The organism is Paenibacillus pasadenensis (assembly GCF_023715725.1).
GTDB classification, from domain to species: Bacteria; Bacillota; Bacilli; order Paenibacillales; family Paenibacillaceae; genus Paenibacillus_O; species Paenibacillus_O pasadenensis_A.
Map to the genome: position 1 here is coordinate 143,851 of NZ_JAMBOT010000001.1, position 24,965 is coordinate 168,815.

Sequence of the window (24,965 nt, forward strand, 5' to 3'; positions counted from 1 at the left end):
CCCAACTTTCTTTATGAATAATAGGATTCAATAATAGTTCGGAGCAATTCCGAACGGGATAGATTCTGCTCCAAACGTTGTTGTTCGACCTTTTCCCATAACTCCTCTGTTAAAGTCAATGACACTTTTTTGGTTATTCCGATATTTTTTCTTCCGGCTCCCTCCCGCGGCCCTCCTCTTGAAGACATAAAAGCAAGCTGTCCATCTTTATTTGAGACTCCAATTTTTATATCGCTCATTTTTATTACACCCTCATTTGAATTTAGTAACCTTATTCATTTTGCATTAATTTTATTCTATCATAGGACTGAATCGCTTACAATATTTTGAATTACGGAAGCAAACTAATTGATTGACAAAAAAACTGACCGTGTGGAAACCCACAACAGTCAGTTTCTATTTACATTTTTTCACTCAAAACGTTCATTTTGAGCTCGTCTAATTATTTCTTGAATAAACGGGTCCTTCTTCGCAGTGTATACGGAGCGATCTTCTGCATATAAAATGGCAAGTTTCTTTTTTAGATCAGCATATTGGATTACTAAATCAGGAAAATTCCGCAAATAATTACGAAACAATAGCTTGTTCTCCCACTCTTCACTTCCTTCTTCATAAATATGCAGGTGGTGCGTTCCTTTTCTCCATTCCCCTTTTCTAAAAAATCTGCGAGCAGGGAAATCTTCTTTGGGAACATATTCGTAATCAAAAGATTGCAAAGGTACTATAAAAGCATCTGCTTCTGTTAAGTTCTTAACTGCGAGAGCAATATCGATGATTGGTTTAGCGGCTAATCCTTGTACAGAGGTACTGCCGATATGCTCAATTGCTACAGCCTTATTGCCTAAAATTTCTTGTAATATTGCCCTTTCTAACTCGAACTGAACAGCCCACTGGGGATCGTAGTCTACAAGTTTCACTTCAGGTGGCAAGCGCTCTCCCTCATTTCTTAAAACTTAACTTGGCCTGCATACCGTTGAACCCAGCCTTTAATTTGAAGGGCAACTTCCGCAACGTCAGTATGTGTCGTATCTACAATCGGCATAGGTGGTGTATAAGCTGTATCTGCATTTTCAACGAGCCAAGTTGCAAAATCTTTATGATCTTGGATCATTTCCTCGGACCAATCTCTTGCGCGTAGCCGAAGCTCTCTAGCTTCTTTGTCACAATGAAGATTTAGATAATACACATGCTCAAAACAATCATAATCCGCACATTTCTCTACATCCCAGGGCATGAACGTCCCGCATATAATTGTCATTCTTCCGCTCCCAGCTATACCTCGAGCAACGCGCAGCCATATATTTCTCATCAGCTCCCAATCATGGCCAATAAAATCAACTACTTGATCAGGATCAAAAATATCAAATTCAGGCAGTATCTTTCTTAATTCGCCTATTACAAATGATTTTCCTGATCCGCTGGCGCCTGTAACGATAAATAACGGCATTTTCTTCTCCACTTATGTTTCCCCCTGTACCGGAATGACTCTCCAAGCTTATTTCCTATATTTTCAAACAAATTCACATTACGGTAAAGGGAGCAAACAGCTTAAGTTGAAAATGAAGCCAATTGTCGAGCCAGAAGGCGATAAATACAAAGAGGATTTAACAAGAAAAGCCCTGCCACTACCCAGCATAAGGCTGAGTAGTGGCAGGGCTTGAGAGTTTAAATGAGATCCGATTTTTGCAATAATCTCTGTATTATAGCTGCAACTTCCGCACGGGTGATGTAACCCTTGGGTGCAAGCAAAGCCCCGTTTCTTCCTAAAACAATACCAGCCCGAACATTAATCGCAACGCTGTTTTGAGCCCATGAAGCCACTCTCACCGCATCTGTAAACGGATTAAGCGCTGCTTCTGTCGATTGTTCAGGCAGCTTGTCCTTAAGCCCGGTTAAAGACATCGCTTTGGATAAAATAACCATGGCTTGCTCTCTCGTAATCTTCTCATTCGGACGGAATGTGCCGTCTTCAAAGCCGTTTATTAGCCCATAGGTATAGGCCGTGTTGGCCGCGCCGTTATACCAAGCGTACGATTTTACATCCGAGAATGGCGCTGCGCTATTGTCCAGCTTCAGTCCTAATCCGCGAGTAATAATGGCTGCAAATTCGGCTCGGGTAATTTCCATGTTTGGACTGAACATGCCGTTCCCCGTTCCTTCAACGACCATCCGAGACCCCATGTTGTTTACCGCGTTTTTCGCCCAATGATTAGCCATATCGCTAAACTCAAGCGGATGCCATACGACCCCATAAGTGCTGTTGGTCAAGCTGTTGATTTGGGCCACATATTTTCCATCAATCGTTGAAATTTTTGTTGGCACATGACGAACTGAACCATCCTTTTCAACTACAACTCCTGTCGGAATCTTGCTTGGATCGACTCCATCCGGAATTGCAATTGTTCTTTCCACATAGGCGTCGAAATTCGATACTTCAACGATTTTATCTCCGTAAACAGATTTCACTTTAAAGTCTAAAGGCTGGGCGACGAGTGTAAGTTCGCCTTTTGCTGCAGCATGCTCTACAAGCTTTAATGTGTCCGCTGTTGGAACGGAAATTTCAATCTGAATTTTAATGTCTCGTAATGCTATAGCTGTCCCGATTTGCTTGGAAATAGCGCCGATATTAATTTGCCGCGCTGGAAGCGTGTACGTCGCATAGTCGGTTTTGAACTCAAGAACAGCTTCCTTATCTTCCATGTTTTTCACCATTTGACCGTTCAGCTCGCCAATGACGATATCGAATTTTTGGCTAATTGGAATCGTCACTACCGCGTGTTGGCCTTCCGCTGCGAGCCGCTCATCCAGCTTTTTCTGATCCACAACAACCGTTAATTCGGATTGTTCGTTTCGTTTTGAAATAATAGCGGTGCCCGCATTCTCGACTTTTCCGTTAACCAGAATATCCACACCTTTGTTCTCAGTTTTTGGCGTTGTTGGAGTAGAAGGCTGGGACGGATTATCGGGAGTATCTGGAGCTTCTGGAGTAATAGCGTTTGATTCTGCAGACGATACGCTTTTGCCTGTACCGTTAATCGCTTTTACCGTAAAGGTATATCTCGCTCCATTCGTCAAACCGGTAATGGTAATCGGACTGGCCCCTCCAGTTACAACCACAAACCCTGGTGAAACAGTCACTTCATACCCTGTAATCGCGCTTCCGCCGTTATCGATTGGAGCCGTGAACGTAACGAGTGCTTGGCCGTTACCTGCAATTGCCGTTACATTGATCGGAGCTCCTGGGATGGTTGCCGGGATTACGAATGCTTGATTGGATGCTTCGCTCAACCCGCCTGCATTTTCAGACTTTACAATAAAGTAATAAGGAGTTCCGTTGACCAATCTTTGTACGCTGTAGGTAGAGGATGTGACGGTTGCAACCTCAACGGCGTCGTTGAAATTTGTATTTGTGGCCATGTAAATACGATAACGATCAGCGTCGGGTACCGCGTTCCAGCTGAGTGTAGCTTGACGATCTCCGCCGACAACCGCAAGATTCTGCGGATTTGCAGGAGCATTTTCCAGGTTCACGGCTTGTGACACTGTAAACGATACAGGGGCCAGGTTATCTGCAGTTAAGATAACCGTTCCCGTATAGGTGCCTGCCGGCAAATCGTCCTTTACCTTAATGTCAAAACTTGTTGATGCGCTGCTAGTTAAAGTAGACTCCGGCTGTGTTATCACAAAATCGTTAACGTTTGCGCCGCTAAGCGCTGCCGACAGATTTTCCAGTTTTCCAGTGCCGCTGTTTATAACCGGAATCGTCCTGGTTTCTTGGCTGCCAGAATCGTATCCCCGCGTCAATGCCGTCAGAGTCTGATCCTCGATTGCAGCAATCGCATAAGTGGGCGCTTCCGTCACCGTGATTGTCGACGTTCCTTTTTTGCTGTTATCTACCGTCGACGTGGCTGTGATGATGTAATCTCCCGGCGCCGCGTCCGCCGCAACCGTTACCTTACCCGTGCTGTTCACCGTCACCTTATTATCAATGTCGCTGCTCGTCCAAGTGACCGTCTGCGCAGCTCCCCCTACTGCATCTACTGAAACAGCGAGCTGTTTGCTAGTTCCTTGCTCCACACTCGCGCTGCTTGGAGTCACAGTTACGCTGTTCACGGCTGGTGCATGCGTTACCGTGATTGTCGACGTTCCTTTTTTGCTGTTATCCACCGTCGACGTGGCTGTGATGGTGTAATCTCTGGGCTCCGCGTCCGCCGCGACCGTTACTTTTCCTGTGCTGTTCACCTTTACCTTGTTGCCAACGTCGCTGCTCGTCCAGGAGACCGTTGTTGCCGCTCCCCCTAACACGTCTACCGAAACAGCGAGTTGTTTACTGGAGCCTTGCTCCACACTCCCGCTGCTTGGAGTCACAGTTACGCTGTTCACGGCTGGTGCATGCGTTACCGTAATTGTCGACGTTCCTTTTTTGCTGGTATCCGCAGTGGACGTTGCCGTGATCGTATACTCTCCAAGCTCCGCGTCCGCCGCGACCGTTACTTTCCCTGCGCTGTTTACCGTTACTTTGTTTGCGATGTCGCTGCTCGTCCATGTAACCGTCGTTGCTGCTCCTCCCACCGCGACTACTGAAGCGGAGAGCTGCCTGGTCCCTCCCTGCGCCACGCTGGCGCGAGCCGGGACGACACTTACGCTGTTCACAGCCGGCGGGGGAGGCGGCGTGTAGTTAGCCACCCTAACTTGCTCCGCTGTATTGTTCTTCTCCTGCCAAGCTACATATAAAACGTCGTTTACCACGGATACAGCAGGATAAATAGAGGTTTTCGTCGCATTCACATTCAAACCGTTCCAATTGGCTTCTGCACTCGTCCAAGTCGTACCATCGTACTTTTTCACACGAATTTTAAAAAGTACTCCTGTATAATGTTCTTGCCACACTGCATACAAATTGTTGTCGACTACAGCTAATTTAACGTAGTTTGCTCGGAAAGCAGAACTCACGTTAATTCCGTACTGCCCTCCGCCGTCAATACTGGTCCATGTCGTGCCGTCATACTTCTTAACTCGAATCTGGTCGTCCGTACGGCCGATTGGCTCATGCCACGCCACGTATAAGACATTGTCCAAAACGGCAACAGAAGGGTAAAGCGCGCTGCTTGAACTGACCATATTCAACCCAGTCGCACTGTTGTCCACGAACGTCCAGCTATTCCCTCCGTCATACCTCTTCACTCGCAGTTGGTAATTGGATCCGGTAACTTCAGACCATACGATATATAAATGATTACCCAGTACGGCCATAACAGGAAAGCCTCCGCCTCCTGCATTTATTCCGTTTGCACCGCCGCCGTCAACGCTTGTCCACTCTGTACCATCATACTTTTTCACTCGAATTTGGCCTGCTTCCGACCATGTCGCGAACAATTCATTGTTATATACAGCCAGATTAGGGAAGGTAGCATCCTTTGTCGCATCTACATTTAATCCGCCCGAGCTTCCGCCTTCGGCGCTTGTCCAACTTATGCCATCGTACTTCTTGATTCGGATTTGATCATTATATGATAGATCGACTTCGGACCATGCGACATACAAAACATCGCCGAACGCGACCAGCGCAGGTCTTGTTCCCGCTTTGAGAGGATTCACATTTAATCCGTTTGGACCGTTTCCGTCGACGCTGATCCAGCTTGAGCCGTTATACTTCTTGACTCGAATTTGACTGGGATGTGAGTTTGGCACGACCCTTTCCTGCCATACTGCATAAACCTCGCCTTTCCACGTGGCCATTACAGGCGATTCTGCGTAATTGGCGGGATTTACGTTGAGCCCGTTGGGTCCGCCGCCGTCTATTAATGTCCACCCGGAGGCCGCTGAAGCCGTACCGCCGCTTGTTAAAATAGGCAATACTAAAAGAAACGCTAGTAAATAATGCACCATTTTTCGCATTCTATCTCTTTTTTTATTCCTGTTCATGGCTGGGATCAACTTGCATCTTCCTTTCCTGATTGCAGACCTTCTTCAAGCATCCGTTTATTAAGCCATCTTATAAAATAGCACCTTAAAAAAACCTTAAAAATCGACAAATTCCTCCATATTAAAATAGGCCCTCATCGGTTATCGATAAGGGCCTAGAAATCTATTATTCAACGTAAGTCTAGCTGTTAGCTGTTACACCCGCGAATCAGGTATAACCACCGTTACTTTTGTGCCGAATCCCGGCTCGCTTTCCAGTTCCAATAAGACTCCGTATTCGAATTTCAACCGTTTGTTAATATTCAGCAGCCCGACTCCTTGCAGCGTATTGTTTTCATCTCGCGCAAACAGCTTCTCCAATTGCTCTCGTGGAATCCCGACGCCATCGTCGGCGACAACAAATCGCCAATTCCCATCCGACTTCTCCGCCGTCAACGTCACCGTTCCGCCCTCGATACGATTGCCGATGCCGTGACGAATCGCATTTTCCACTAGCGGCTGTAAAAGCAGCGGCGGCATGCGCAAGCTATAAGCAGCCTCATCGATCGTAAATTCAAAGCGAATGCGGTCTCTAAACCGCGCCCGTTCAATTTCCACATACGTTCGAATGAGGCTGAATTCTTCCGCAAACTCGATCCGTTCATCCGCATTGCTGAATCGAAAGCTGCCGCGCAAATAATCGGCAAGATCAATGATCATTTTCCGCGCGCGCTCCACATCCGTATAACTTGACGCCACAATGCTATTCAGCACGTTATAAATAAAATGCGGCTTGATTTGCGATTGTAAAAACGCCACCTCCAGATGAACCGCCCGGCCGAGTGATTCCTTCATCGCAAGCAGGCTGCCGATTCTTGCCTTCAGCTCCTCCAAATCAAACGGCTTCGGCAAGTAGTCGTTTGCCCCCGCCTGGAATGCCGCCACCTTATCCTGCGGCTGATAGGCCGCCGTCACCATCAGGACGGGCAGCTCCAGCAGCGAGTACCGTTTGCGTATCTCCTGGCACACTTCGTAGCCGGACAAACCCGGCATCATTAAATCAAGAATAACAAGATCGATTCTGGCGTTCCGATCGATCTGCTCCAGCGCCTCGTACCCGTTTTTGACCGCAATCACGCGATAATCCAGCACTTGAAGCGAATCCAGCAAAACCTTCAAATTCACATACTGATCGTCGACGATCAGTATCGTATGTTTGCCGCTCGGATTAACTAAATACGGTGTTGTAAACGAATATCCGTTTTGAATCGAAATAATCTGCGGGGTTGAATAAGTCTGGAGCTGCGAAGCCGGTCTCTGCTCGTCGGCCAGTGGAAGAGTGAACGTAAACGCGCTCCCGACTCCAGGAGAGGATTCGACCGAAAGCACACCATTTTGCAGCTCGACCAGCTGTTTTGCTATCGGCAGTCCTAACCCGAAGCCGCGATGCTGCGTTTCATCCAGCGATTTGAACGGTTCAAAAATAAAGGGAATATCTTGGGGCTCGATGCCTGATCCCGTATCCTGCACCTTAATCTCAAGCATGCCTCCCTGCTCCCTGCCGGTAATGACAATCCTTCCGTTTTCCGTATGCTTAATTGCATTGTCCAGCAAATTTCCGATTACCTGGCTCAAACGAATTTCATCTGCGTATGCGGCAGGCAGCTGCGCAGGAACATCGTTTATCAGCTGGACATCCGTGCACAAATAGGAATAGAAGCGCACTTGCATCTCCGCGACGGAACGAACATCAATCGGCGTCGGAACAATTCTCAGTTCGCCTTGTTTTAACTTAGATAAATCCAAAATGTCGTAAACGAGCTGCGATAGCTTTCTCGTAATGTCGATCATTAACTGAAGCTTTTCCCGTTGCTCGGCAGTTGGCGGTTGCGCAGCATCGTCAAGCATCGAGCGGGAAATATTCATTACGCCGTGCAGCGGCGTTTTGAATTCATGCGAGGTTCGAGCCAAAAAATCATCCTTTTGTTTGTCCGCTTGCAGCAATTGCCCGGACAGCTCCTCGATTTTTCGAAAAGCGTTCGAGAACCGGAGCGACATGAGCAGAGCCAGCATCAATAGAACAAGAAAAGGCTCAACTGGGGGAACCGTGTAGATCGGCACGCCGAAATAAACGTTCATGTTCTGTTTCAGGATCAGCGCATTCAAAGCCATTGCCGTCACGGCCAAATACCGGCTGCCTGCCACTTTATGAAGGGCTGTATACACGAACACATACGTTGCGTATAGCAGCGCGACAGTAACGTACAACGATGTCAACTGACGAAACAGCCCTGTGGACAGCTGAGAAGCAAAGCCTATATTCAGTACAGCTAGTATGATTCCTGAAGCCAGCCCGCCTTGAGTAAACCATCTATAACCGTACGGCCGGAAAGCGGTATACACGTAAAGAAAAAATCCAAGGCCCACCCCGACTGTCGAAATCATCTGAATGCGGAAGTAAAGCCAGAACGGCAGTGGTCCGACCGCATCGAATAACACTCTTTCTCCGCTAATGCTCGTAAACACAGCGATACATATGCAAACAAAGCCAAATACCGCGAGCGAGAAATCATTTCTGCGTTGGGAAAATAATCCGATAAAATATAATCCCATAATAAAAAAAGCAGTGAACGCGATCCAATCATGAGCCGTCGCCTGATCTCGCAGCCCGCCGATCTGTTCGGCTGTGCCTAATAGAAGAGATTCGGTAATTCCGCTGCCTACACGAAATTCATAGTTGGCTACCTGCACCAAGATTTCATTCCAACCCGGCTGCAGAGTGAAGTAGCTGGCATATGGTTTGTTTAACGCTTTGTAATGCTGCTTCTCGGCTGGTTCCCCGCTTGAGCCAACGATTTTGCCATTAACGATGACTTTATTGGAAATAAGAATGGACGCTGTTTTTAAGCCATATACCGCATCCGCATCATCGATCCGGATCCGCAATCGATAAGTCGCCATGCCAAGCGTTTCCATCTGATTTTTCCATAATCCCGGGACTTGGATAAGCCGAGGCTTTAGTTCCTCCGGATCGGCAGAAGAAAAATCCGTCTCGCCGGTGAACATTCGATTCGGATAAAACTCCCACTGCCCATCAAGGCGAACAGCCCCTTTCTCCTCGATCCTCCACGACGTTAAATCCAAGACTCCATTCACTGCTGCAGGCATAGGCTTTTTGAATGTAGAGGAGTAAGTCAATAACAACATGTAGGTTCCAATTAACAGCGCTGCAGTAATGAGCGCCGCCGCAACTTTTTTCCTCATTGGGTCTGCCGCTCCGACTTATTCTTTGTATGCTGGATTAACCTTAAAGTCTCTTCCTCCAGCTCGGTTCCTAATTGCATTCGTACCGCTTGCTCCAATTGCAGGCAGACGTCATACGCTTCCTTTCGATTGCCTGCATTCAGATGCAGCTTGATTAACTCGCGTCCGTCGTTCTCGGAATCAGGGGAAAGCAGTAATACTTTTTGCAGGCTATCCGCCGCAAGCGTCAGCTTGCCCTGACTCTGGAAAAACGCATACCAATTGCGAAGCAGACGCATATACAATGCCTTGATCTCCAGCTGTTTGGCGATGGCCCAACCGAAATCGCAAGCTTCCATATATTCGCCTTTATACAGCCGGTTCATTTTGTTGTAAGACCCTTCATTCATCTCTTCTTCTGACCCTGGCTCGTTAAGCAACCGCTCAAATTGAATGATATCAACTATGTCGCCGTCCAGCTCCGCACCGAACCCTTGATCGGCTTTCGTAATCCGGATGGGGATATGGTGCTCCGCTAAGCTTTTTCTTAAATAAGACAGGCATGTATATAGATAAGTTTTGGCTTTATTCAGATCATAACCTGGCCATATCGCCTCAAGAATCGCTGCGGTGCTCACGGTCTTCCCTGCATGATGGATTAAAAACGCGCATAATTCCTTTTCTTTTTTTGTTTTCCATGCGAGTCCTCTGCTCGTATCACCCGGTAATGCTAGAAGAAAACCTCCCATACATTGGACGGTAAGGGCAATGGTTGTTCTCTGGCCTGCCTGCGGTTGAATGACGGACTGTGCGGGCAAGGATTGTTGAATGCGCGTTACCGCGCTATGCAATCTGTCTATCGTAAACGGCTTCAATAAATAATCGGTTGATTGAATTTCAAACGCTTCAACCGCGTATTCGGCATAAGCGGTTGTAAACACAATGGGTAGTTGCGGGAGCATGTTTCGAATCTTGCGGGCAGCTTCCGTGCCTTTCATGCCCGGCATCTGATTATCTAAAAACACAGCGTCTACAGGGGAATGGTTTAATGCTTCAATCGCCTGAACCGGATTCATATATCTTCCTACTACCTGAACATTTCCCATTTTCCCGAGCAAAATTTCCAATAAATCCAGTGCATCTTCTTCATCGTCAATGAGCATGACACGAATCATGAGTTCTTATCTCCTTTTAAGCTTTGGCAAGTATTAACTATAGGTCTGATTGGTAGAAAAGGAAAGGATTTGTCGGTTTAATTGTGATTTGCCGCGCTCCATCTGTTAAAATACAAAAGACACACCATAATGGCGTGTCTTTGCATTAAGACAACTATTCTAATCGTTATTTAAATGCAGTCTTCTTTCCCGAATACCAATCCAATACCCGCATAGCCCGTAACGTGTTCCACCGGCTCGGCTGGCTCTCTGCTTCGCCCAGCTCTACCGGCATCACCCCAGGGTGCTGATGCTCAAGCGGATACCGGCCATCGCTGTCGCATTTAGACTGAAGCAACTCAATGGCTTCCGACATTCGCTCGTCCGGCATGGCTCTGGCTCTCCGCATATAATCAAGTGCTCGCAAAACGTCATAGTGCCACCAAGTCGGAAATGAAAGGCGTTTCCACTCCGGATTTACGATCTCTCCCGTTGTCCGCCGCCGTAGCAGACGGCGCTCCAGCAAATATTCCTCTCCGCGCAGGCGAGCCTCCCTCACCTGATGATGAAGGGCTCCCCCGGCAAACTCGTATTCTAATAGAGCTTCCAGCACACAGATGGTCGTATTAAACGAGGAACGCATCGAGCCATTGGCAGCTTCGCAGTTCCAGCCTCCGTCAGGCTGCTGCTCCCCTAGCAAGAGTCCCACAATTCGCTCCACATCTTGACCGAAATAGGCGCCGCTCGACGCCACCTGCCCGTTAATGCAAGGCTCAACCTCCCCTGCAAAAAAAGGAGTGCCGATAAAATCCCAGCCCTTCCATGTACCGTCCCAATCCCAGCCCCGCCAGTTTACACCTTCACGGACAAGCTTTAACGCATGCTTCGCCTCTTCACTCGCAGGATCCAGCCCCAATTCCCGCAGCAGAGTAAGAACATGCATCGTGGAATTCCATTCTTCATTCCAAGCCGATCCGGCCCAGGACCCATCGGGCCCCTGCAAGGAAAGCAGCTGCTCGCCAAAGCCTTCGGTTGCAACCCGTGCGCGCTCGGCTGCCACCTCTTCCGCAGATGCGCCCGTTAAATGCTTCATCACCTGCCAGCGAATTGAAGGGTCGGAGTCAAGCAGCCAATCTAGGACGAATTGTCTGTTCACCATCTGTTCGTTCCTCCTTCAACATTAGTTTGATATTTGTTCAATCTGAACGAACGATCATCTTCCATCTTCAGTAATTCCCAAAAATTGGTCAATATCCGCTGTAACCAGCTTAACGGCATTCTCCCAAAATTCCACCTTTTGCAGATCGACTCCCAAGTGTTTGGCCGCTAGCTGCTCTACCGTCATACTGGCTGATTCGCGTAATAAGTTTGCATAAGTATGTTCAAATTCCCGGCCTGCCTCCATCGATTGTGCATAAATTCCAGTACTGAAAAGAAATCCGAACGTGTAAGGGAAATTAAAAAACGAATGCCTTGTGATATATAAATGAAACTTTGAAGCCCAAAAATAAGGATTGTATACTTCATACACATCGCCATAGGCCGCTTTTTGCGCCTCGACCATTAATTCACTTAAACGCTGCGGGCTTAAAGGCCCGGCGACTCGTTCCGCATATAAGCTCTTTTCAAATAAATAACAGGTATACACATTAAAAAAATACTCTGCGCTCATCTTGATTTTAGCGTCCAGTAAAGCGATCTGCTCGTCTCTACTCATTTCCTGCTGGATTAAACCGTTCATCACAAGCGATTCGGACAGTATGGACGCAGTCTCAGCCAAATTCAACCCGTATTTCTGGGCCAGCGGCGGCATTTCATTGATTAAACTTTGGTGATAGGCATGGCCCAATTCATGGGCTAAAGTCGCGACGTTATGAGCTGTTCCATAATAGGCTTTAAAAATTCGGGATTGTTTAATTAGCGGATATCCGGCATGGAATCCCACTGGCGACTTGTTGGGGCGGTCTTCGGTTTCGACCCACTTTTCGTCAAACGCCTTAACCGCAAACTCGGCCATTAACGGTGAAAACCCGCGAAATCGCTCCAAAATAAAGTTTACTCCATCGGTGAAAGGAAGAACGGACGAAGAGCTGCCGACAGATGTATGAACATCAAACCAGCTCATTTTATCTAAGCCCAGCAGCTCCGCTTTGCGCTTAAAGTAACGAGAGAAATTCTCTCTGCTCCTTGTTACGGCTGCCCACATGGCCTCTAAAGTCGGTTGAGACATCCGGTTCAGTCCAAGCGATTCCTGCAATACGGAGTTCCATCCCCGATGTTTGTACATTTTCAAGCGAAATCCGGTCATATTGTTTAAAATATTCGCAAAAACCTCTTCCTCACCGCGGAAAGCTTCCGTATAACGGATAAAGGCCTGCTCTCGTTCCTGGCGATCCGGGCTGGAAAATACTCTGTCCAATCTCTCCACTGAATAAAGCTCCACTTTCCCGTCCTGCTCAAAAGGAATTTGCATCCGCCGAATTAAGGTTGTGTATAAAGACATCCAGGAATGGTACCCTTCCACAGCCAAATCATCGATCAGCTCTTCCTGTGCCGATGACAGCTTGTCTAAAACTTGCTGCCTCATTTCATTTAATGAAAATAAAATGGGTTGAATCTCATCTTTGGAAGTAAGCTCCTGCCATTGCTGCTGAGGAATCTCAGCTAGTTTTTCCGCGAACTTGAAGAGTAATATTTGAAGGTCCGCTTCATTTTGCTTCGATCGTCCGTGCAGAGCTTTCGCCTTTTGATCGGTCACATCCTGAGCGGTCAAGCAGTAGGTATACGAAGCGGCCTGTTTAGTTCGAAGCATCAGGTTCTGCAGGTCACTCAAAAGATCCATGTAAACGGAATGTTGTGCCGACGGGCTGACGAACTCCCGAAGCCTTTTTTTCGCTTCAGCCATATCCTCTTCCAACTCCTGAATAAATCTCGAGAATGCTTCCGATTCACTCCCGCCTGGAAATATAGAATCCAAATTCCACGTTTCGGATAACCTCAACAAAACGCCTCCTCGTTGTTCTTGAATTACCCTTTCAACTTAATCCAATCTATTCCTGTTCCCATCTCAAAATCTTTACCCTTTTTTTATCCTTTTCAGGGTTAAATCTTTATGTCTAACGCCTATCCTATAATCATCATCGAACTGGAAGGGATCGTTATGAGATGCCGGAAACAATTCTTAAAGCAACAAATATTTCAAAAAAATATGGCAAGCACAACGCGCTCCACAAGGTGTCCATCGAAATTAAACGCGGGATGATTTACGGCCTCATCGGGGAAAACGGCGCGGGAAAGTCCACCTTTATGCGCACGGTCATGGGTTTAATAACCATCGACGAGGGCGAAATAGAGCTGTTTGGCGAAACGGGAATAACCGGATTGCAGCGTGCTAGAAGAAAAATGGGGCAATCGATTGAAACACCGGCGCTTTATCCGGATCTAACGGCGCGGGAAAATTTGCGGGTACAGGCGGCAAACGGCGGTGTCAGCGAGCGCGAAATCGATAGTTTGCTTCGTCTGATGAATCTGAGCCACACAGGCAAAAAACGCACAAAAAACTTCTCCCTTGGCATGCGGCAACGATTAGCGATCGCTTGCGCTCTAGTGACAAACCCGGAATTCTTAATTTTGGACGAGCCGACGAACGGCCTTGATCCGTCCGGCATTGTGGAAATGCGCGAAATTATCCAGCGGTTAGTGACGGAGCGCGGCATGACCGTTTTACTTTCCAGCCACCTGCTCGACGAGCTTTCCCAGGTCGCTACCCATTACGGGATTTTACACGATGGGAAACTCATTAAGGAGCTTTCGCAGGATGAGTTAACAAATGAAACCCGGCAGTACATTGAACTGGAAACATCCGAGGTTCAAACTGCTGTTGTTGTGTTGAACGAACTCGGAATTCGAGATTACGAAGTAATCAATGGAATGGAGATCAATATTTTTGAGCGTTTAGACGATGTTGCGCTCATCAATCGTTCCTTAGTTTTAGCAGGCGTGAACGTGATGCGTATTGGCGCATCCAGACAAAAACTCGAAGATTATTTTTTGCAATTAACCGAGGGGAGCCGCCATGTTTAATCTTCTAACAGCCGAAAAAATAAAATTGCTGCGAAGCAAAAAGGTATGGATTGTACTTGGCTTATTTGTCATCATCCCCATCTACCAAGCTCTGGAAAGCAAAAGCTCCAGTCTTAAACAGGTTCTTGAGACAGTTGTAAACGGCGCGACGGGCATTTTGATGATGGAAAAAAACGGATTTGCGATTTTGCTCATCGTCAGCGCTTTTATCAGCTTTTTTATTGGGGAAGAATTTCAAAATGGAACGATTCGTAATGTATTGTCTTTAGGCCGCAGCCGCACGCAATATTATTTGACAAAATTGGCGGTAGCCTCTCTGCTTGCTGTAGTTGGCATATTGATTATGACTGCTTTAGGCATAGTAACCTACACAAGTTTACATGGCTTTGGCGAGGTTGCCGGAATCCATGACTATTTCAGCTATGCGTTCAAAGCGTTTGGCACGCTGCTTTTATTGATTTTGGCCAATGTATCGATCTATGTGATGATTAGTTTTCAGTCCAAAAGCAGCGCCGTCTCGCTCATCTGGAGTTTTCTTTATACGATTGCAACCGGTTTTGGCGCTGGCATTTTCCTGCAGACGGAGCATTTTAAATTTATTACCTTCTGGTTCACGGAAGCGTTCCTGTTCTATTCGGATTTTGCTAATCCGGCGGAAATTTCCCTTTATCCCAGGATGGTATTAGTCAGTCTGCTTACAATCGTGATATCATCCACTATAGGAATCCTGCTGTTCAAACGAACGGACATAAAGTAGGTCGATGCTTTTGACAACGATATTAATCGTCGAGGATGACAGCTCCATTCATTCGCTTCTAAAGGAAGCCCTGGAGCTGCACGGTTTTGACGTACAAAGCGCATATTCGGGAACGGAAGGCAAGCTGCTCATTGAACAGCATTCCATTGATCTGGTGCTGCTGGATTTAATGCTGCCAGGAATGGATGGCGAACAATTTCTGGGGCATATCCGGCAGAGCTCTCCCGTACCTGTCATCGTGATTTCCGCTAAAAATGACCAGCCGACAAAACTGGAGCTGTTAACAAATGGAGCGGACGATTACCTCACCAAACCTTTTGATGTGAAAGAGCTGCTCGCACGAATTCAAATTCAGCTGCGCCATGCAGCAAAAACATCAACAGGCAAGCTAATCCATTATTCGGATATACGCATCAATATGGACACGCGTGAAGTGACGCTGCAGGATCAGCCGGTTCATTTGACCGGACGGGAGTTTGCGATTCTGCTGCTGTTTCTGGAAAATCCGCAAAAGGTGTTCAGCCGGTCCAACATTTATGAGAGCGTCTGGAAGGAACCCTTTATCGACAGCGATAAAACCATTAACATGCATATCAGCAATCTGCGAAATAAGCTTAACACCGGCAGCAAGACCTATATTAAAACCATTTGGGGCGTCGGATTTAAATTTGACTAACGAAGGAGCGTGAACGTGATGTGGGGATGGATTTTTGTCTCCCTTACCTTAACGCTTCTTTTTTATCTTTACTTCCTGAAGCGTGAGCTGCGCAAGCTGCAAAAGCGCGTTAAAGAAATTCCGGCCAACGCCGGTTTTGGCAGAAAGCTGTTTGTTGATTTTCGCGAGAAGTCATTATTGAATCTCGTTGACGAATTGAATCAGATGATTGAAACGTTCCAGCAAAAAAACCGTCAGGCCAAACAAATGGAGGAAAATGTGAAGCTGTCCATTGCCGGACTTTCTCATGATTTGCGGACACCGCTCACGTCGATCCATGGCTACGTACAGCTGCTGCACGCAACTTCAGATGAAACGAAAAAAGCGCAGTACCTAAACATTGTGGAGCATTCTGTCAAACGTCTGACGGAAATGACCGATCATTTTTATGATTTGGCACGGATTGAAACGAACCAAAAAGAGATTACGCTAGCTTCAATCTCTCTTTCAAATCTGGTTGAGGAACTCTTTTTGTCCTTTTATGAACAGTTTGAGGAAAAAAATATTGAGATCATTTTTCCCGAACAGGTCATCGACAGAGCCGTTATCGCCGACCAAGTTATGCTTATTCGGGTCATTCAAAATGTCATTCAAAACATTCTTCGTTATGCCAAAAGTAAAGCCGTGATTCAATATGGCGTCGAAGGAAACTATCTCATGATGAGCGTTACAAACGACATCAAGCCGGACAGCAAGATCGCGATTGAAAAAGTGTTTACGCGTTTTTACACCGAGGTCACCAGCAGAACGAATACGGAGTCAAGCGGGCTAGGTCTTTATTTATCGAAAAAAATCGTGGAAAAGATGAACGGGAAAATGGAAGCCGCGTTGAACGAACATGGATTTGTGCTGCGCATGTATCTACCCGTCCATAAGGTTAGCCTAAGCTGAATTTTTCACTAGGAGGCAATTTACCTTTAATTGTTTTATGACTGGAGGCGGTAAAGCGGAAGCGAGCTCATGATTGAAATTACGGTTGAATTGGTACGCCGATTAATTGATGGCCCGTTCCCTCAGTGGAGGGATTCCAACATAACGTATGGGTTTGGACGAACATACCGTTAATCGCGCACGCGGTTGGGCGTTGTGGAAAGCTCTCATCACCTACGCATGGAATGAACCCGGCTCGGAGGCCTCGAATTGGGGCCAACATGTGCTGGATGTAATTGTCCGGGACTTTAATTAAACATAAAATTCCGCTGGAACGAAGGTGTATTGTTGAACATGGAGCTTTTTACTTACGAGGAGTTTGTACAATGGGTAGAAAAATACAAGATTCTCCCCTTTTCCGAATTTGTTCCGGAACATCCGTCATTGACGAGTGCCGCTGCGCAAAATCAATGGCATACTAATGATGAAAACGATCCTTGGTTGTGGCGAATCCAAATAGCCCATGATGGAGCTGCCGCATACGGAAAGTTTTTCGGTCCCAAAGCGGCTTTTATTCATACCGACTTCTTCGCCCTTGTCAGGACGGCTCTATCCTCTAACAAAACGGTGGATGAACGGTATAAGGACGGATTAATCTCTAATGCGGCCAATCGTCTCTATAAGGTTCTAAGCGAAAATGGAAATATCGATTCCCGGAATCTGCGGAAAGAAGCTGGCCTGAATGCCAAAGAAGATAAAAAAGACTATGAAAAAGCTCTTGTTGAGCTGCAAAATTATGGAGATGTGGTTATCACAGGCGCTGCCAAACAAAGCGATCATGAAGCGGGCTGGAGCAGCATGTGTTACCAGCCTTCGGAGTTATGGCTGCAATCGATTCAGCGGAATAGTGACGCTACGTCTGTTGAACAAGCGAAAGAACTGTTGAAGGAACAGTTGAGTTTAACCTGTTCCGCGAAAGCGTTGACTTATTTTGTGAAAAAATTGCATTTAAAATAAAACGATTGGAATGTGAAGAGGATATGGTTAAAGCAGTGGATCAAACCTCCTAAAATCAAAAAACATTTTAGGAGGTTATATACGATATGAAATTTAGTCCAATCCATATGGATACTTGGAGCCGAAAGCCTTATTTCGAGCATTATTTGAACAATGCCAGATGCACCTTCAGTATGACGGCAAATCTCGATATATCCAGGCTGTTGAAAGAACTTAAGATTAGGCAGATTAAACTGTATCCAGCACTCATTCATATGATAACTACAGTAGTAAACAGCCATATTGAATTTCGCACATGTTTTAATTCGGATAAGACAATTGGCTATTGGGATAGTCTGTCTCCGAACTTCACCATATTCCATGATGATGATAAAACTTTTTCAAGTATATGGACTGTATACAGTGAAGAGTTCAACGATTTTTATACCCGGTATCTTGATGATATGAAAACGTACGGAAGTGTTAAACAGTTTACTCCGAAAGCTAACGAACCGGCTAACACTTTTCCTATTTCAAGCATCCCCTGGGTTAGCTTTACAGGGTTCAACCTAAACATCTATAACGACGGAACCTATCTACTCCCCATTTTTACGATGGGGAAATATTTTCAGCAAGCAGAAAAATTTCTGCTGCCGTTATCAGCACAATTCCACCATGCCGTCTGCGACGGGTACCATAGCGGCCTGCTGTTTAATGAGCTGCAGTTACGTGCAGATGCTTGTGAAGAGTGGTTACCCAGCTATTCCGCATTAGTGAATGAGGATCGGTAGTTGTAAATTAACAAAAACTGCAGCCGGTCAGAGGACCAGCTGCCGTTTTTGTCTTGAGGAGACGAATGGCTTACTCCATAAGCCCGGCAAGGATGTTAACTTATTCTGGATAGCTGATGCAAATAGAATAAGGATTTAAAATGATATAGTTTCAACAACTTCTTTAATTTGATCTTTAAATTTATCTGTCTTTCCATTGGAAGCAAAATACACAAGTAGTATTTTATTTGAAATGAAATTTTCATAGGATGCGAGTGTCGTCATCGTATAATGTTGGCGCTTAAGTCCTTCTTTCAACTCCTTATTGGAGTGAAATATGTAAATTTCAATTCTATCGTTATATCCAACTCTTTGATTTAAATCCACCTTATACACATAAGGGACCGCTCCATCAAGTATCGTTGGATCATCTTGTTTACTAACAAATGATATTGGAACATTTTGTTCTTTTAATGACTGTTCCATTTTTTTTAGTATTTGTTGATCGTCTTTCTTAGACTCATTTTTTGTACATCCAGCTAATACAATAGGTATTATTGCAGCGACAAGAAATATATAGAGCATTTTTTTCATAGATAAGATCCCCTTTGTTTTTACAAGCCTGATGTTTATTTCGATTTGTTTTTCTGTATCTTCGCTATTCATAACGAAACTGTACACTCAGATGTTGCTTCTAAGCTATCGGTAAATGGTGAAGCACGTTCTCCGAATTAAAAAATGCCGCAACGCTTCAAAGAGCGCTACGGCATTTTATATGTATCCAGTTATCCTCTGTCAGATAAAAACAACGTGTTAGAAATTAATGCTCATGAGCAAGAATGTTAATAAGCTTACCAAACGGGTCGCGAACATAAAATCGTCGAACACCCCAAGGCTCATCAGCAGGCCCATATTCAATCGGAAATCCCGCTCTCTTCATGCCTTCTAATGCAGCATCGACATCATCGACTTCAATTGATAGATCAGGCGTAGGCGTTTCTGAACCACCCTGTGAGGCGAAACTAATTTGAATGCCGCCCATTTCCTCATTTGAGCCATACGTTCTAATCCAACCATGATCCATCAATAGATCAAGGCCAAGCACATCCTCGTAGAAGCGTTTAGCTGCCGTGATATCCGTTGTATTAATATTGGCGACGATTCGTTTGACCTTCATTTCGAACCTCCAAGTCACAAACAGTTAGCTGAGAACCAAAATTATTTAACCGTTTGGTAATAGAGACCAATAGCTCCGGAATCAAAGGTTTTGTTTTCAATAAGTTTAAGATTCGTCTTCTCTTTGAGTCCTTCGAATAAGCGCAATCCCTTGCCAATCAGGACAGGAGAAACCGTGATTTTATATTCATCGATTATATCAAGCTGCATAAGGTAGTGTGCGAACCTGGGACTACCCAGAATGACCATATCTCTGCCTGGTTGCTGTTTGAGGTTGTTGATCTCTTCCTCGACATCTTCTTTCACCAGTACGGAATTGTTCCATTCGACTTTCTCCAGCGTCTTGGAAAAGACGATTTTGGCTGTCTTTTCGATCCACTCGGCATGATCCCGTTCATGCTGCGAAGCTGACGGGTCCGAAGGCACAGACGGCCAATAACTGTGCATCATCTGATAAGTCCCACGTCCCCAAATGACAGTGTCGGCAGTACTCAGAATTTCTTTGGCGTGTTTCTCCAAATCAGCATCGTAGGAAACCCATCCAATGTCCATCTCACCGTTCGGTCCTTCTACGAAACCGTCAAGTGTTGAATGCAAAAATAAGACAAGCTTTCTCATTTTCTGATTCTCCTTGTTCATGTCATGAAATGCAATAACTATATTATACAGCATGGTAAACCGGGCTGTTTCTTATGAATTGCTATTCTATCTGTTCTATTAAAAGTACGCTCCGTCGCCTTGGGACGTCCCCCTCAATAAAGTCAATCATGCAAATTATCTCCATATCAACTCCATCCTTATTTTCTTTTTATGCTCTTATGTTTTTCTGGAACTTCTGCTCCAATTTATCCAAATTTAAATTCAACCAACAATCACGTTCAATAAGTTGATTAATGATGTATGTGAATGCCAAACGAATATCTTTACCAGCTAGATATTGCCCAATATAAATATGCAGTACCGCAACATGATAGAGGCGAGTCAACGTTATTAACTGCCGAAGTTCATCTTTACTAAAGGAACAGTACTCTGTATATCCGTCAATGAAAGCTGCCGCCATAAGTAAAGAGCCTTTCGACTCCTGCAGAACATGATTAAAACTAATAACAAACTCTAAAAACGCAATATCATAACCCATAAAATCAAAGTCAAGAACACCTGTGATATTCTCGCCAGTCGCTAGCAAATTATACAGAAGTAAATCATGATGCACATATTGTTTTGGCAATAACTTTAGTGACTCAAGCTGATTCTTAACCGATGCAACTGCAAGATGATAACCATTTTTTTGTTCATCCGTAATTTGAAAAGGAGGGTTATTCCAAAAGGATTCGACTGATTCTTGATTAACGAGCGGATGGATCGTATACATATCAGTGAAAGGAATCCCGCTGAAGTTTAAATTGTCTGGTTGTTTATACATATTTAGCTTATTTGACAATTCTCCGACCACGCGTCCAATCGTTTTGGCATCTTTGGGAGTTAAAAGTTCAGGTACGGAACCTTGAATATAAGTCACGCAAGCTCCTAGAGTACCATCCTGCAGCTTCACAAATTTTTCCCCGTTTAGAGTAGGCAAAAACCTTGGTATTTCAAAGGGCAGCTGAAGCCCCTCTAAGAAGGACGTAATATTCATTTCCAAGTGCAGGCTTTGAATTGACTTTGTGTAGCGGTCATACTTTCGAATGACAAATTTTTGGTCATTCACGGTTATAAAAACAGTCGTATTCGTTAGACCAAACGGAACCGATTCCGTTTTTACATCCTCGTAATGAAAATAATGCACAATTATTTCTTCTATTGAATCTATCATAAGTCGCCTCCCTTTATGATCAAGTCGTACAAAACGTTACCGTTTCCTAAAACGAAATATTACCGCAGGAGGGATGTCATACCAGTCGAAATGTTTGTTGCTATCTTCATCCTTTTGAAAGCTAGGTTCCTCCCATCCATCAAGTACAAAGTTAGAGCTTAAAAACAAATTCATGTAATACGTTAACGGCCTATGAAAAACAAGATGGGAAACAGGCTGCCCTCTAACTCCAATCGACTCCATTGGTTCATATCATAACGTTCGCTTCCAAGCTTAATTAACGAATCAAAGCTTGTTGCATCAATTACTTGATAATCAATTGTACTGGAATAATTTTTCGACCTCAGCTTTGCCCGTTCAATCATGTTTGAGCTGTAGTCAAAAGTAACCACCTTTGCGCCAAGATCAGCTAATCGACGGGAGAAGTTCCCGTTCCCGCAAGCAATATCAAGTATTGTTTGACCCTCTACAACAGCTAATAGCTCTTCTGTTTTTGGTCTTACGATCTCCCCTTTGGAATTGGTTACTTTCATCACCCATATAATCATCCCAAAACCCAGCGATGCCGTCCCATCTGTTACGAGATTCATTGGTCAACTCTTTCAACTCACTCATTGTATTCACGCCCCTTCAACGGATAAACAATGTCTAATCTCAACATTATCATATATAGGTAAAGGCAAGCTTTTTACAAAAGGCCAGAACCATCCTAAATCGGATGGCCCTAGCCGCTGGATTTCTCCTACGCATATTTTAAAGTCAGGTAATCCTTCCATTTATGCTCGAATTCAGTTTCTGAACATGCAAATATGTCCGTGTATGCGTCTGAATTTTGAATAAGCGCACGTAACGCCTTATATCCATATACCGCGACAATATATTCCACAATCGTAAAAGAATACATATGTCCCTTACGATCTGTAAAGTCACCCCAGTCACCATTTAGTTCAGCCAGTTTGGGAATTATCCCCTGTTCCAAGTCTGACCTCACTTCCGTCCTAAGGTCGCCCCAAGGATGGTTGGCTTCATAATGACCGATGCCTGATCTAAGCCATTGCGGGATATTTTTGTTCAGCTGAAGAGCAACGGCTGTAGCAAAAAGGCTTAATACTGCTTTTGTTACGGACTGGTAGGAGTGCTGTGGTCCTGGATTTAGAGGCGACACCATTTTTATCGTTTTTCCATCATTTGAGAGCATCGCAATATACCAATCCGGTCCATTCGGCTTACCCGTTTGTGTGTGGAAAGTTTCTAGGTCCGGATAGATTTCAATATTAATTTTTGTGGATAATGGCCTAAAATGATCCGTAATTCGGTCCAGATTGGCTTTCAGCTCACCAAAAATCTCTTCGGTTACAGTCCGGTTCCTAGCTACATTTGATTCATCTTCCAGTAAATTCACCAAACTAATCCATTCACCAGTTGACATCGGTTTAGCCCCTCCCCAATCGAGCAGTTCCGTACGAAGTTTGCCCAAGGCCCGGTACAATCTGTTTTTCACAGCGCTCTTTCTCATTCCAACAATCGAAGCGATCTCTTCAAACGAACAATCGATGAAAAATCTAAGTGTAATAATTTCCCGATCCAATTCGTTAAAACGCTTCAACGCACTTGATAAATCAATTTTCATTTCCACATGATTCGTAAAATCCATCGTTAATAGTGAGGATTCGAGGCTGAACTGCTCCATTTGTTTTCGAATGTGCCCCTTACGGAGCTCGTCAATAATTATGTTCATCGTAATTCGATACAGCCAAGTGAACGAACTGGACTCATTACGAAACAAACTCTCATGCTCTAAAGCTTTAACAAAAACTTTCTGCGCCAAATCCTCCGCTTCCACAGGACCTTTTTTAATGCAAATGATTCGATGGATTCGATTAAAATATTGAGAATACAAAAACTCCGTGGATTCTTCATTTATTGAATGTATTTCGATGTGCCTCCTTTTAATTTGATGTCTATTTAGACGTTTGTGAAGGGATAAAAGCCACATCTAAGCGTAAAATTTGCTTTAATTCATTCGATTGGATGAAAAAAATACCAAGAGTTTTTAAGTGAAATCAAAGCTAATATGGATACAACACATTTTCATCTGGAGGAAAAAAATGAAGAAAGTCTATTTGGTCTGTACACTCTTATTGGTTATCATTTCCACAATTTTAGTCAACCATAAAATTCATGTTCAAAAAACTAAGATAGCCGAGTTGGAAGATTTAAACACGAACTATAGATCAGTAAATGAATCTCAATTGGTATCAAATTCCCATCACCTGCAAGTTCTAATTAATTCAATGGATGATCAGTATGACCATAACCAACTAAGTCTTCTCGTAAGCTACTTAAACAATTTAAGTAATGAATCAGCCGCAATGAGTTTGAACGGTAATCAATCCGAGATGTGGAAAGATATGAACTTATATTTTGAACATATTCTTAAAACGATAGGAGAAGAAAAAAACCTTTTTGAAATTAGAGATTTTATTACTACGTTTGATGAAGAAATTACATATATGGATAGAACAGAAGGTACCTTACCCTTAGATAGCGTGAAAAGAATTAAAGACAAAGCAATTAAACTTTATCACTAACCCGCACGAAAATACCGATTCGCAGCCGGCCGGAACATCATCGTTAATCCTGCAAAAACAGCCGCGATGTGAATAACACGGCTCAGCCCGAACAAGCTGGAGTAAACCGTCATGCCGTCAAACATATCCTTTAATGCATTTCCATTCAAAAGCCATTGAATCGGATCGATAATCAGCGAAAGAGTTCCAATAACTCCGAGAAGCACGGTTAAAACAATACGCGCCCAGTTTTTCCCGCGATACATCTTCATGATGACATAGACCAATGCCGCAAAAATGACGGTTCTTATTCCGGCTGCGATAATAATTCCGCCTCCCGAATCGGATTCCTGTGAAAATTGTTGGATGAGCGCAATAACCATTTCAAAAATTCCTGCAGCAATGGCAATGAACCAAAACTGAACTGACTTTTTAACTTCCCGCGGTGCTGATACGGATTGAATCATTTTAATCCCTTCCCTCTTGGTTGATATGCTTCATTGTAATATGAGGAAATTAATTCCATAACCCGCCAAAGACCAATTATTAGACCCTCCTCTAGACGGACTTTGAAACCTTCTACAGTCTCAGAGTATTTCTTCTCCTGACTTTTGAGCGCTAAAGTTTCTTCAGGCCAATAGCGGGTAAACAATACTCAACAAGCCCATCAAGGAGGAGTTGCAATGAATAAAAAATTAATCGGTACGGCTATCGGAGCAGGCGTTACTTATCTGATGCGGAACAAAAGCGCGCGGGACAAGCTGATTGATACGGTCAAACAGTTCGCTTCTGGCAGAGGGAAAACGGCGGATTCCCATCCCTCTTCGTCCACATCTGCAGGCAGCTACCCGCCAGGCAAGTATAAAAAATAAGCAAAAAACCGGTTCCCGCCATGCGGGGACCGGTTTTTAAGT

The 24,965-nt window shown here is 44.7% G+C and carries 23 protein-coding genes; 8 read left to right on the forward strand and 15 right to left on the reverse strand.

The features are described from left to right. Nucleotides 1–11: 11 nt before the first annotated feature. The 8 genes from M3223_RS00680 to M3223_RS00715 form a co-directional block, all read right to left on the reverse strand. Nucleotides 12–239: a ribbon-helix-helix protein, CopG family gene (locus M3223_RS00680; protein WP_251557951.1), complete on the reverse strand. Its 228-nt coding sequence runs from the start codon at nucleotides 237–239 to the stop codon at nucleotides 12–14. Between the two features lie 171 nt (nucleotides 240–410). Beyond that, nucleotides 411–929 carry a GrpB family protein gene (locus M3223_RS00685; RefSeq protein WP_251557953.1) on the reverse strand — a complete coding sequence of 173 codons (519 nt, stop codon included), beginning with the start codon at nucleotides 927–929 and terminating at the stop codon, nucleotides 411–413. Nucleotides 930–946: 17 nt separating this feature from the next. Beyond that, nucleotides 947–1,459 (reverse strand): AAA family ATPase, encoded by a 513-nt coding sequence (locus M3223_RS00690; RefSeq protein WP_251557955.1) that lies wholly within the window; start codon nucleotides 1,457–1,459, stop codon nucleotides 947–949. A gap of 206 nt (nucleotides 1,460–1,665) precedes the next feature. After that, a complete protein-coding gene (locus M3223_RS00695; RefSeq protein ID WP_251557957.1) occupies nucleotides 1,666–5,739 on the reverse strand; it encodes an S-layer homology domain-containing protein in 4,074 nt (1,357 codons plus the stop codon). A 381-nt stretch (nucleotides 5,740–6,120) separates the two neighbouring features. Beyond that, nucleotides 6,121–9,168: an ATP-binding protein gene (locus tag M3223_RS00700; protein ID WP_251557959.1), complete on the reverse strand. Its 3,048-nt coding sequence runs from the start codon at nucleotides 9,166–9,168 to the stop codon at nucleotides 6,121–6,123. Further along, on the reverse strand, nucleotides 9,165–10,322 hold the full coding sequence (locus tag M3223_RS00705; RefSeq protein ID WP_251557961.1) for a response regulator: 1,158 nt from the start codon (nucleotides 10,320–10,322) through the stop codon (nucleotides 9,165–9,167). The genes M3223_RS00700 and M3223_RS00705 overlap by 4 nt, the downstream gene beginning before the upstream one ends. Before the next feature lie 166 nt (nucleotides 10,323–10,488). Continuing rightward, nucleotides 10,489–11,460 (reverse strand): prenyltransferase/squalene oxidase repeat-containing protein, encoded by a 972-nt coding sequence (locus M3223_RS00710; RefSeq protein ID WP_251557963.1) that lies wholly within the window; start codon nucleotides 11,458–11,460, stop codon nucleotides 10,489–10,491. A gap of 54 nt (nucleotides 11,461–11,514) precedes the next feature. After that, the gene (locus tag M3223_RS00715) at nucleotides 11,515–13,059 is read right to left on the reverse strand and encodes a M3 family oligoendopeptidase (RefSeq protein WP_251557965.1); all 1,545 of its coding nucleotides are present in this window, start codon (nucleotides 13,057–13,059) and stop codon (nucleotides 11,515–11,517) included. A gap of 407 nt (nucleotides 13,060–13,466) precedes the next feature. On the opposite strand from M3223_RS00715, the gene M3223_RS00720 reads away from it, so the two are divergent. From M3223_RS00720 to catA, 6 genes are all read left to right on the forward strand, one after another. Then, nucleotides 13,467–14,384, forward strand: a complete 918-nt coding sequence (locus M3223_RS00720; protein ID WP_251557967.1) for an ATP-binding cassette domain-containing protein — start codon at nucleotides 13,467–13,469, stop codon at nucleotides 14,382–14,384. Then, nucleotides 14,377–15,141: an ABC transporter permease gene (locus M3223_RS00725; RefSeq protein ID WP_251557969.1), complete on the forward strand. Its 765-nt coding sequence runs from the start codon at nucleotides 14,377–14,379 to the stop codon at nucleotides 15,139–15,141. The genes M3223_RS00720 and M3223_RS00725 overlap by 8 nt, the downstream gene beginning before the upstream one ends. Nucleotides 15,142–15,145: 4 nt before the next feature. Further along, on the forward strand, nucleotides 15,146–15,817 hold the full coding sequence (locus M3223_RS00730; RefSeq protein ID WP_251557970.1) for a response regulator transcription factor: 672 nt from the start codon (nucleotides 15,146–15,148) through the stop codon (nucleotides 15,815–15,817). An 18-nt stretch (nucleotides 15,818–15,835) separates the two neighbouring features. After that, entirely contained in the window at nucleotides 15,836–16,747 is a 912-nt protein-coding gene (locus M3223_RS00735; protein WP_251557972.1) for a sensor histidine kinase, read from the forward strand. A 333-nt stretch (nucleotides 16,748–17,080) separates the two neighbouring features. Next, complete coding sequence (locus M3223_RS00740; RefSeq protein ID WP_251557974.1) at nucleotides 17,081–17,743, forward strand: AlkZ-related protein; 663 nt, start codon at nucleotides 17,081–17,083, stop codon at nucleotides 17,741–17,743. Between the two features lie 86 nt (nucleotides 17,744–17,829). Further along, nucleotides 17,830–18,513 carry a type A chloramphenicol O-acetyltransferase gene (gene catA / locus M3223_RS00745; RefSeq protein WP_251557976.1) on the forward strand — a complete coding sequence of 228 codons (684 nt, stop codon included), beginning with the start codon at nucleotides 17,830–17,832 and terminating at the stop codon, nucleotides 18,511–18,513. Between the two features lie 135 nt (nucleotides 18,514–18,648). Here catA and M3223_RS00750 read toward each other — a convergent pair whose 3' ends face one another. The 6 genes from M3223_RS00750 to M3223_RS00775 all read right to left on the reverse strand — a co-directional run bounded on the left by M3223_RS00750 (nucleotide 18,649) and on the right by M3223_RS00775 (nucleotide 23,477). Beyond that, complete coding sequence (locus M3223_RS00750) at nucleotides 18,649–19,086, reverse strand: hypothetical protein (protein ID WP_251557978.1); 438 nt, start codon at nucleotides 19,084–19,086, stop codon at nucleotides 18,649–18,651. A 226-nt stretch (nucleotides 19,087–19,312) separates the two neighbouring features. Then, on the reverse strand, nucleotides 19,313–19,669 hold the full coding sequence (locus M3223_RS00755) for a VOC family protein (protein ID WP_251557980.1): 357 nt from the start codon (nucleotides 19,667–19,669) through the stop codon (nucleotides 19,313–19,315). Between the two features lie 41 nt (nucleotides 19,670–19,710). Then, on the reverse strand, nucleotides 19,711–20,286 hold the full coding sequence (locus tag M3223_RS00760) for a dihydrofolate reductase family protein (RefSeq protein ID WP_251557982.1): 576 nt from the start codon (nucleotides 20,284–20,286) through the stop codon (nucleotides 19,711–19,713). Between the two features lie 190 nt (nucleotides 20,287–20,476). Next, the gene (locus M3223_RS00765) at nucleotides 20,477–21,481 is read right to left on the reverse strand and encodes a phosphotransferase enzyme family protein (protein ID WP_251557984.1); all 1,005 of its coding nucleotides are present in this window, start codon (nucleotides 21,479–21,481) and stop codon (nucleotides 20,477–20,479) included. Between the two features lie 182 nt (nucleotides 21,482–21,663). Beyond that, on the reverse strand, nucleotides 21,664–22,071 hold the full coding sequence (locus tag M3223_RS00770; RefSeq protein WP_251557986.1) for a class I SAM-dependent methyltransferase: 408 nt from the start codon (nucleotides 22,069–22,071) through the stop codon (nucleotides 21,664–21,666). 152 nt (nucleotides 22,072–22,223) lie between these two features. Then, entirely contained in the window at nucleotides 22,224–23,477 is a 1,254-nt protein-coding gene (locus M3223_RS00775; protein ID WP_251557988.1) for a sigma-70 family RNA polymerase sigma factor, read from the reverse strand. A 112-nt stretch (nucleotides 23,478–23,589) separates the two neighbouring features. Between M3223_RS00775 and M3223_RS00780 the strand changes: the two genes are divergently transcribed. Beyond that, the gene (locus M3223_RS00780; RefSeq protein ID WP_251557991.1) at nucleotides 23,590–24,072 is read left to right on the forward strand and encodes a hypothetical protein; all 483 of its coding nucleotides are present in this window, start codon (nucleotides 23,590–23,592) and stop codon (nucleotides 24,070–24,072) included. Here the strand turns inward: M3223_RS00780 and M3223_RS00785 are convergent. After that, nucleotides 24,069–24,518, reverse strand: a complete 450-nt coding sequence (locus tag M3223_RS00785) for a hypothetical protein (protein WP_251557992.1) — start codon at nucleotides 24,516–24,518, stop codon at nucleotides 24,069–24,071. The two genes, M3223_RS00780 and M3223_RS00785, sit on opposite strands and share 4 nt — an antisense overlap. Before the next feature lie 216 nt (nucleotides 24,519–24,734). Between M3223_RS00785 and M3223_RS00790 the strand changes: the two genes are divergently transcribed. After that, nucleotides 24,735–24,923, forward strand: a complete 189-nt coding sequence (locus M3223_RS00790; RefSeq protein ID WP_251557994.1) for a hypothetical protein — start codon at nucleotides 24,735–24,737, stop codon at nucleotides 24,921–24,923. The last annotated feature ends 42 nt before the right edge of the window (nucleotides 24,924–24,965 follow it).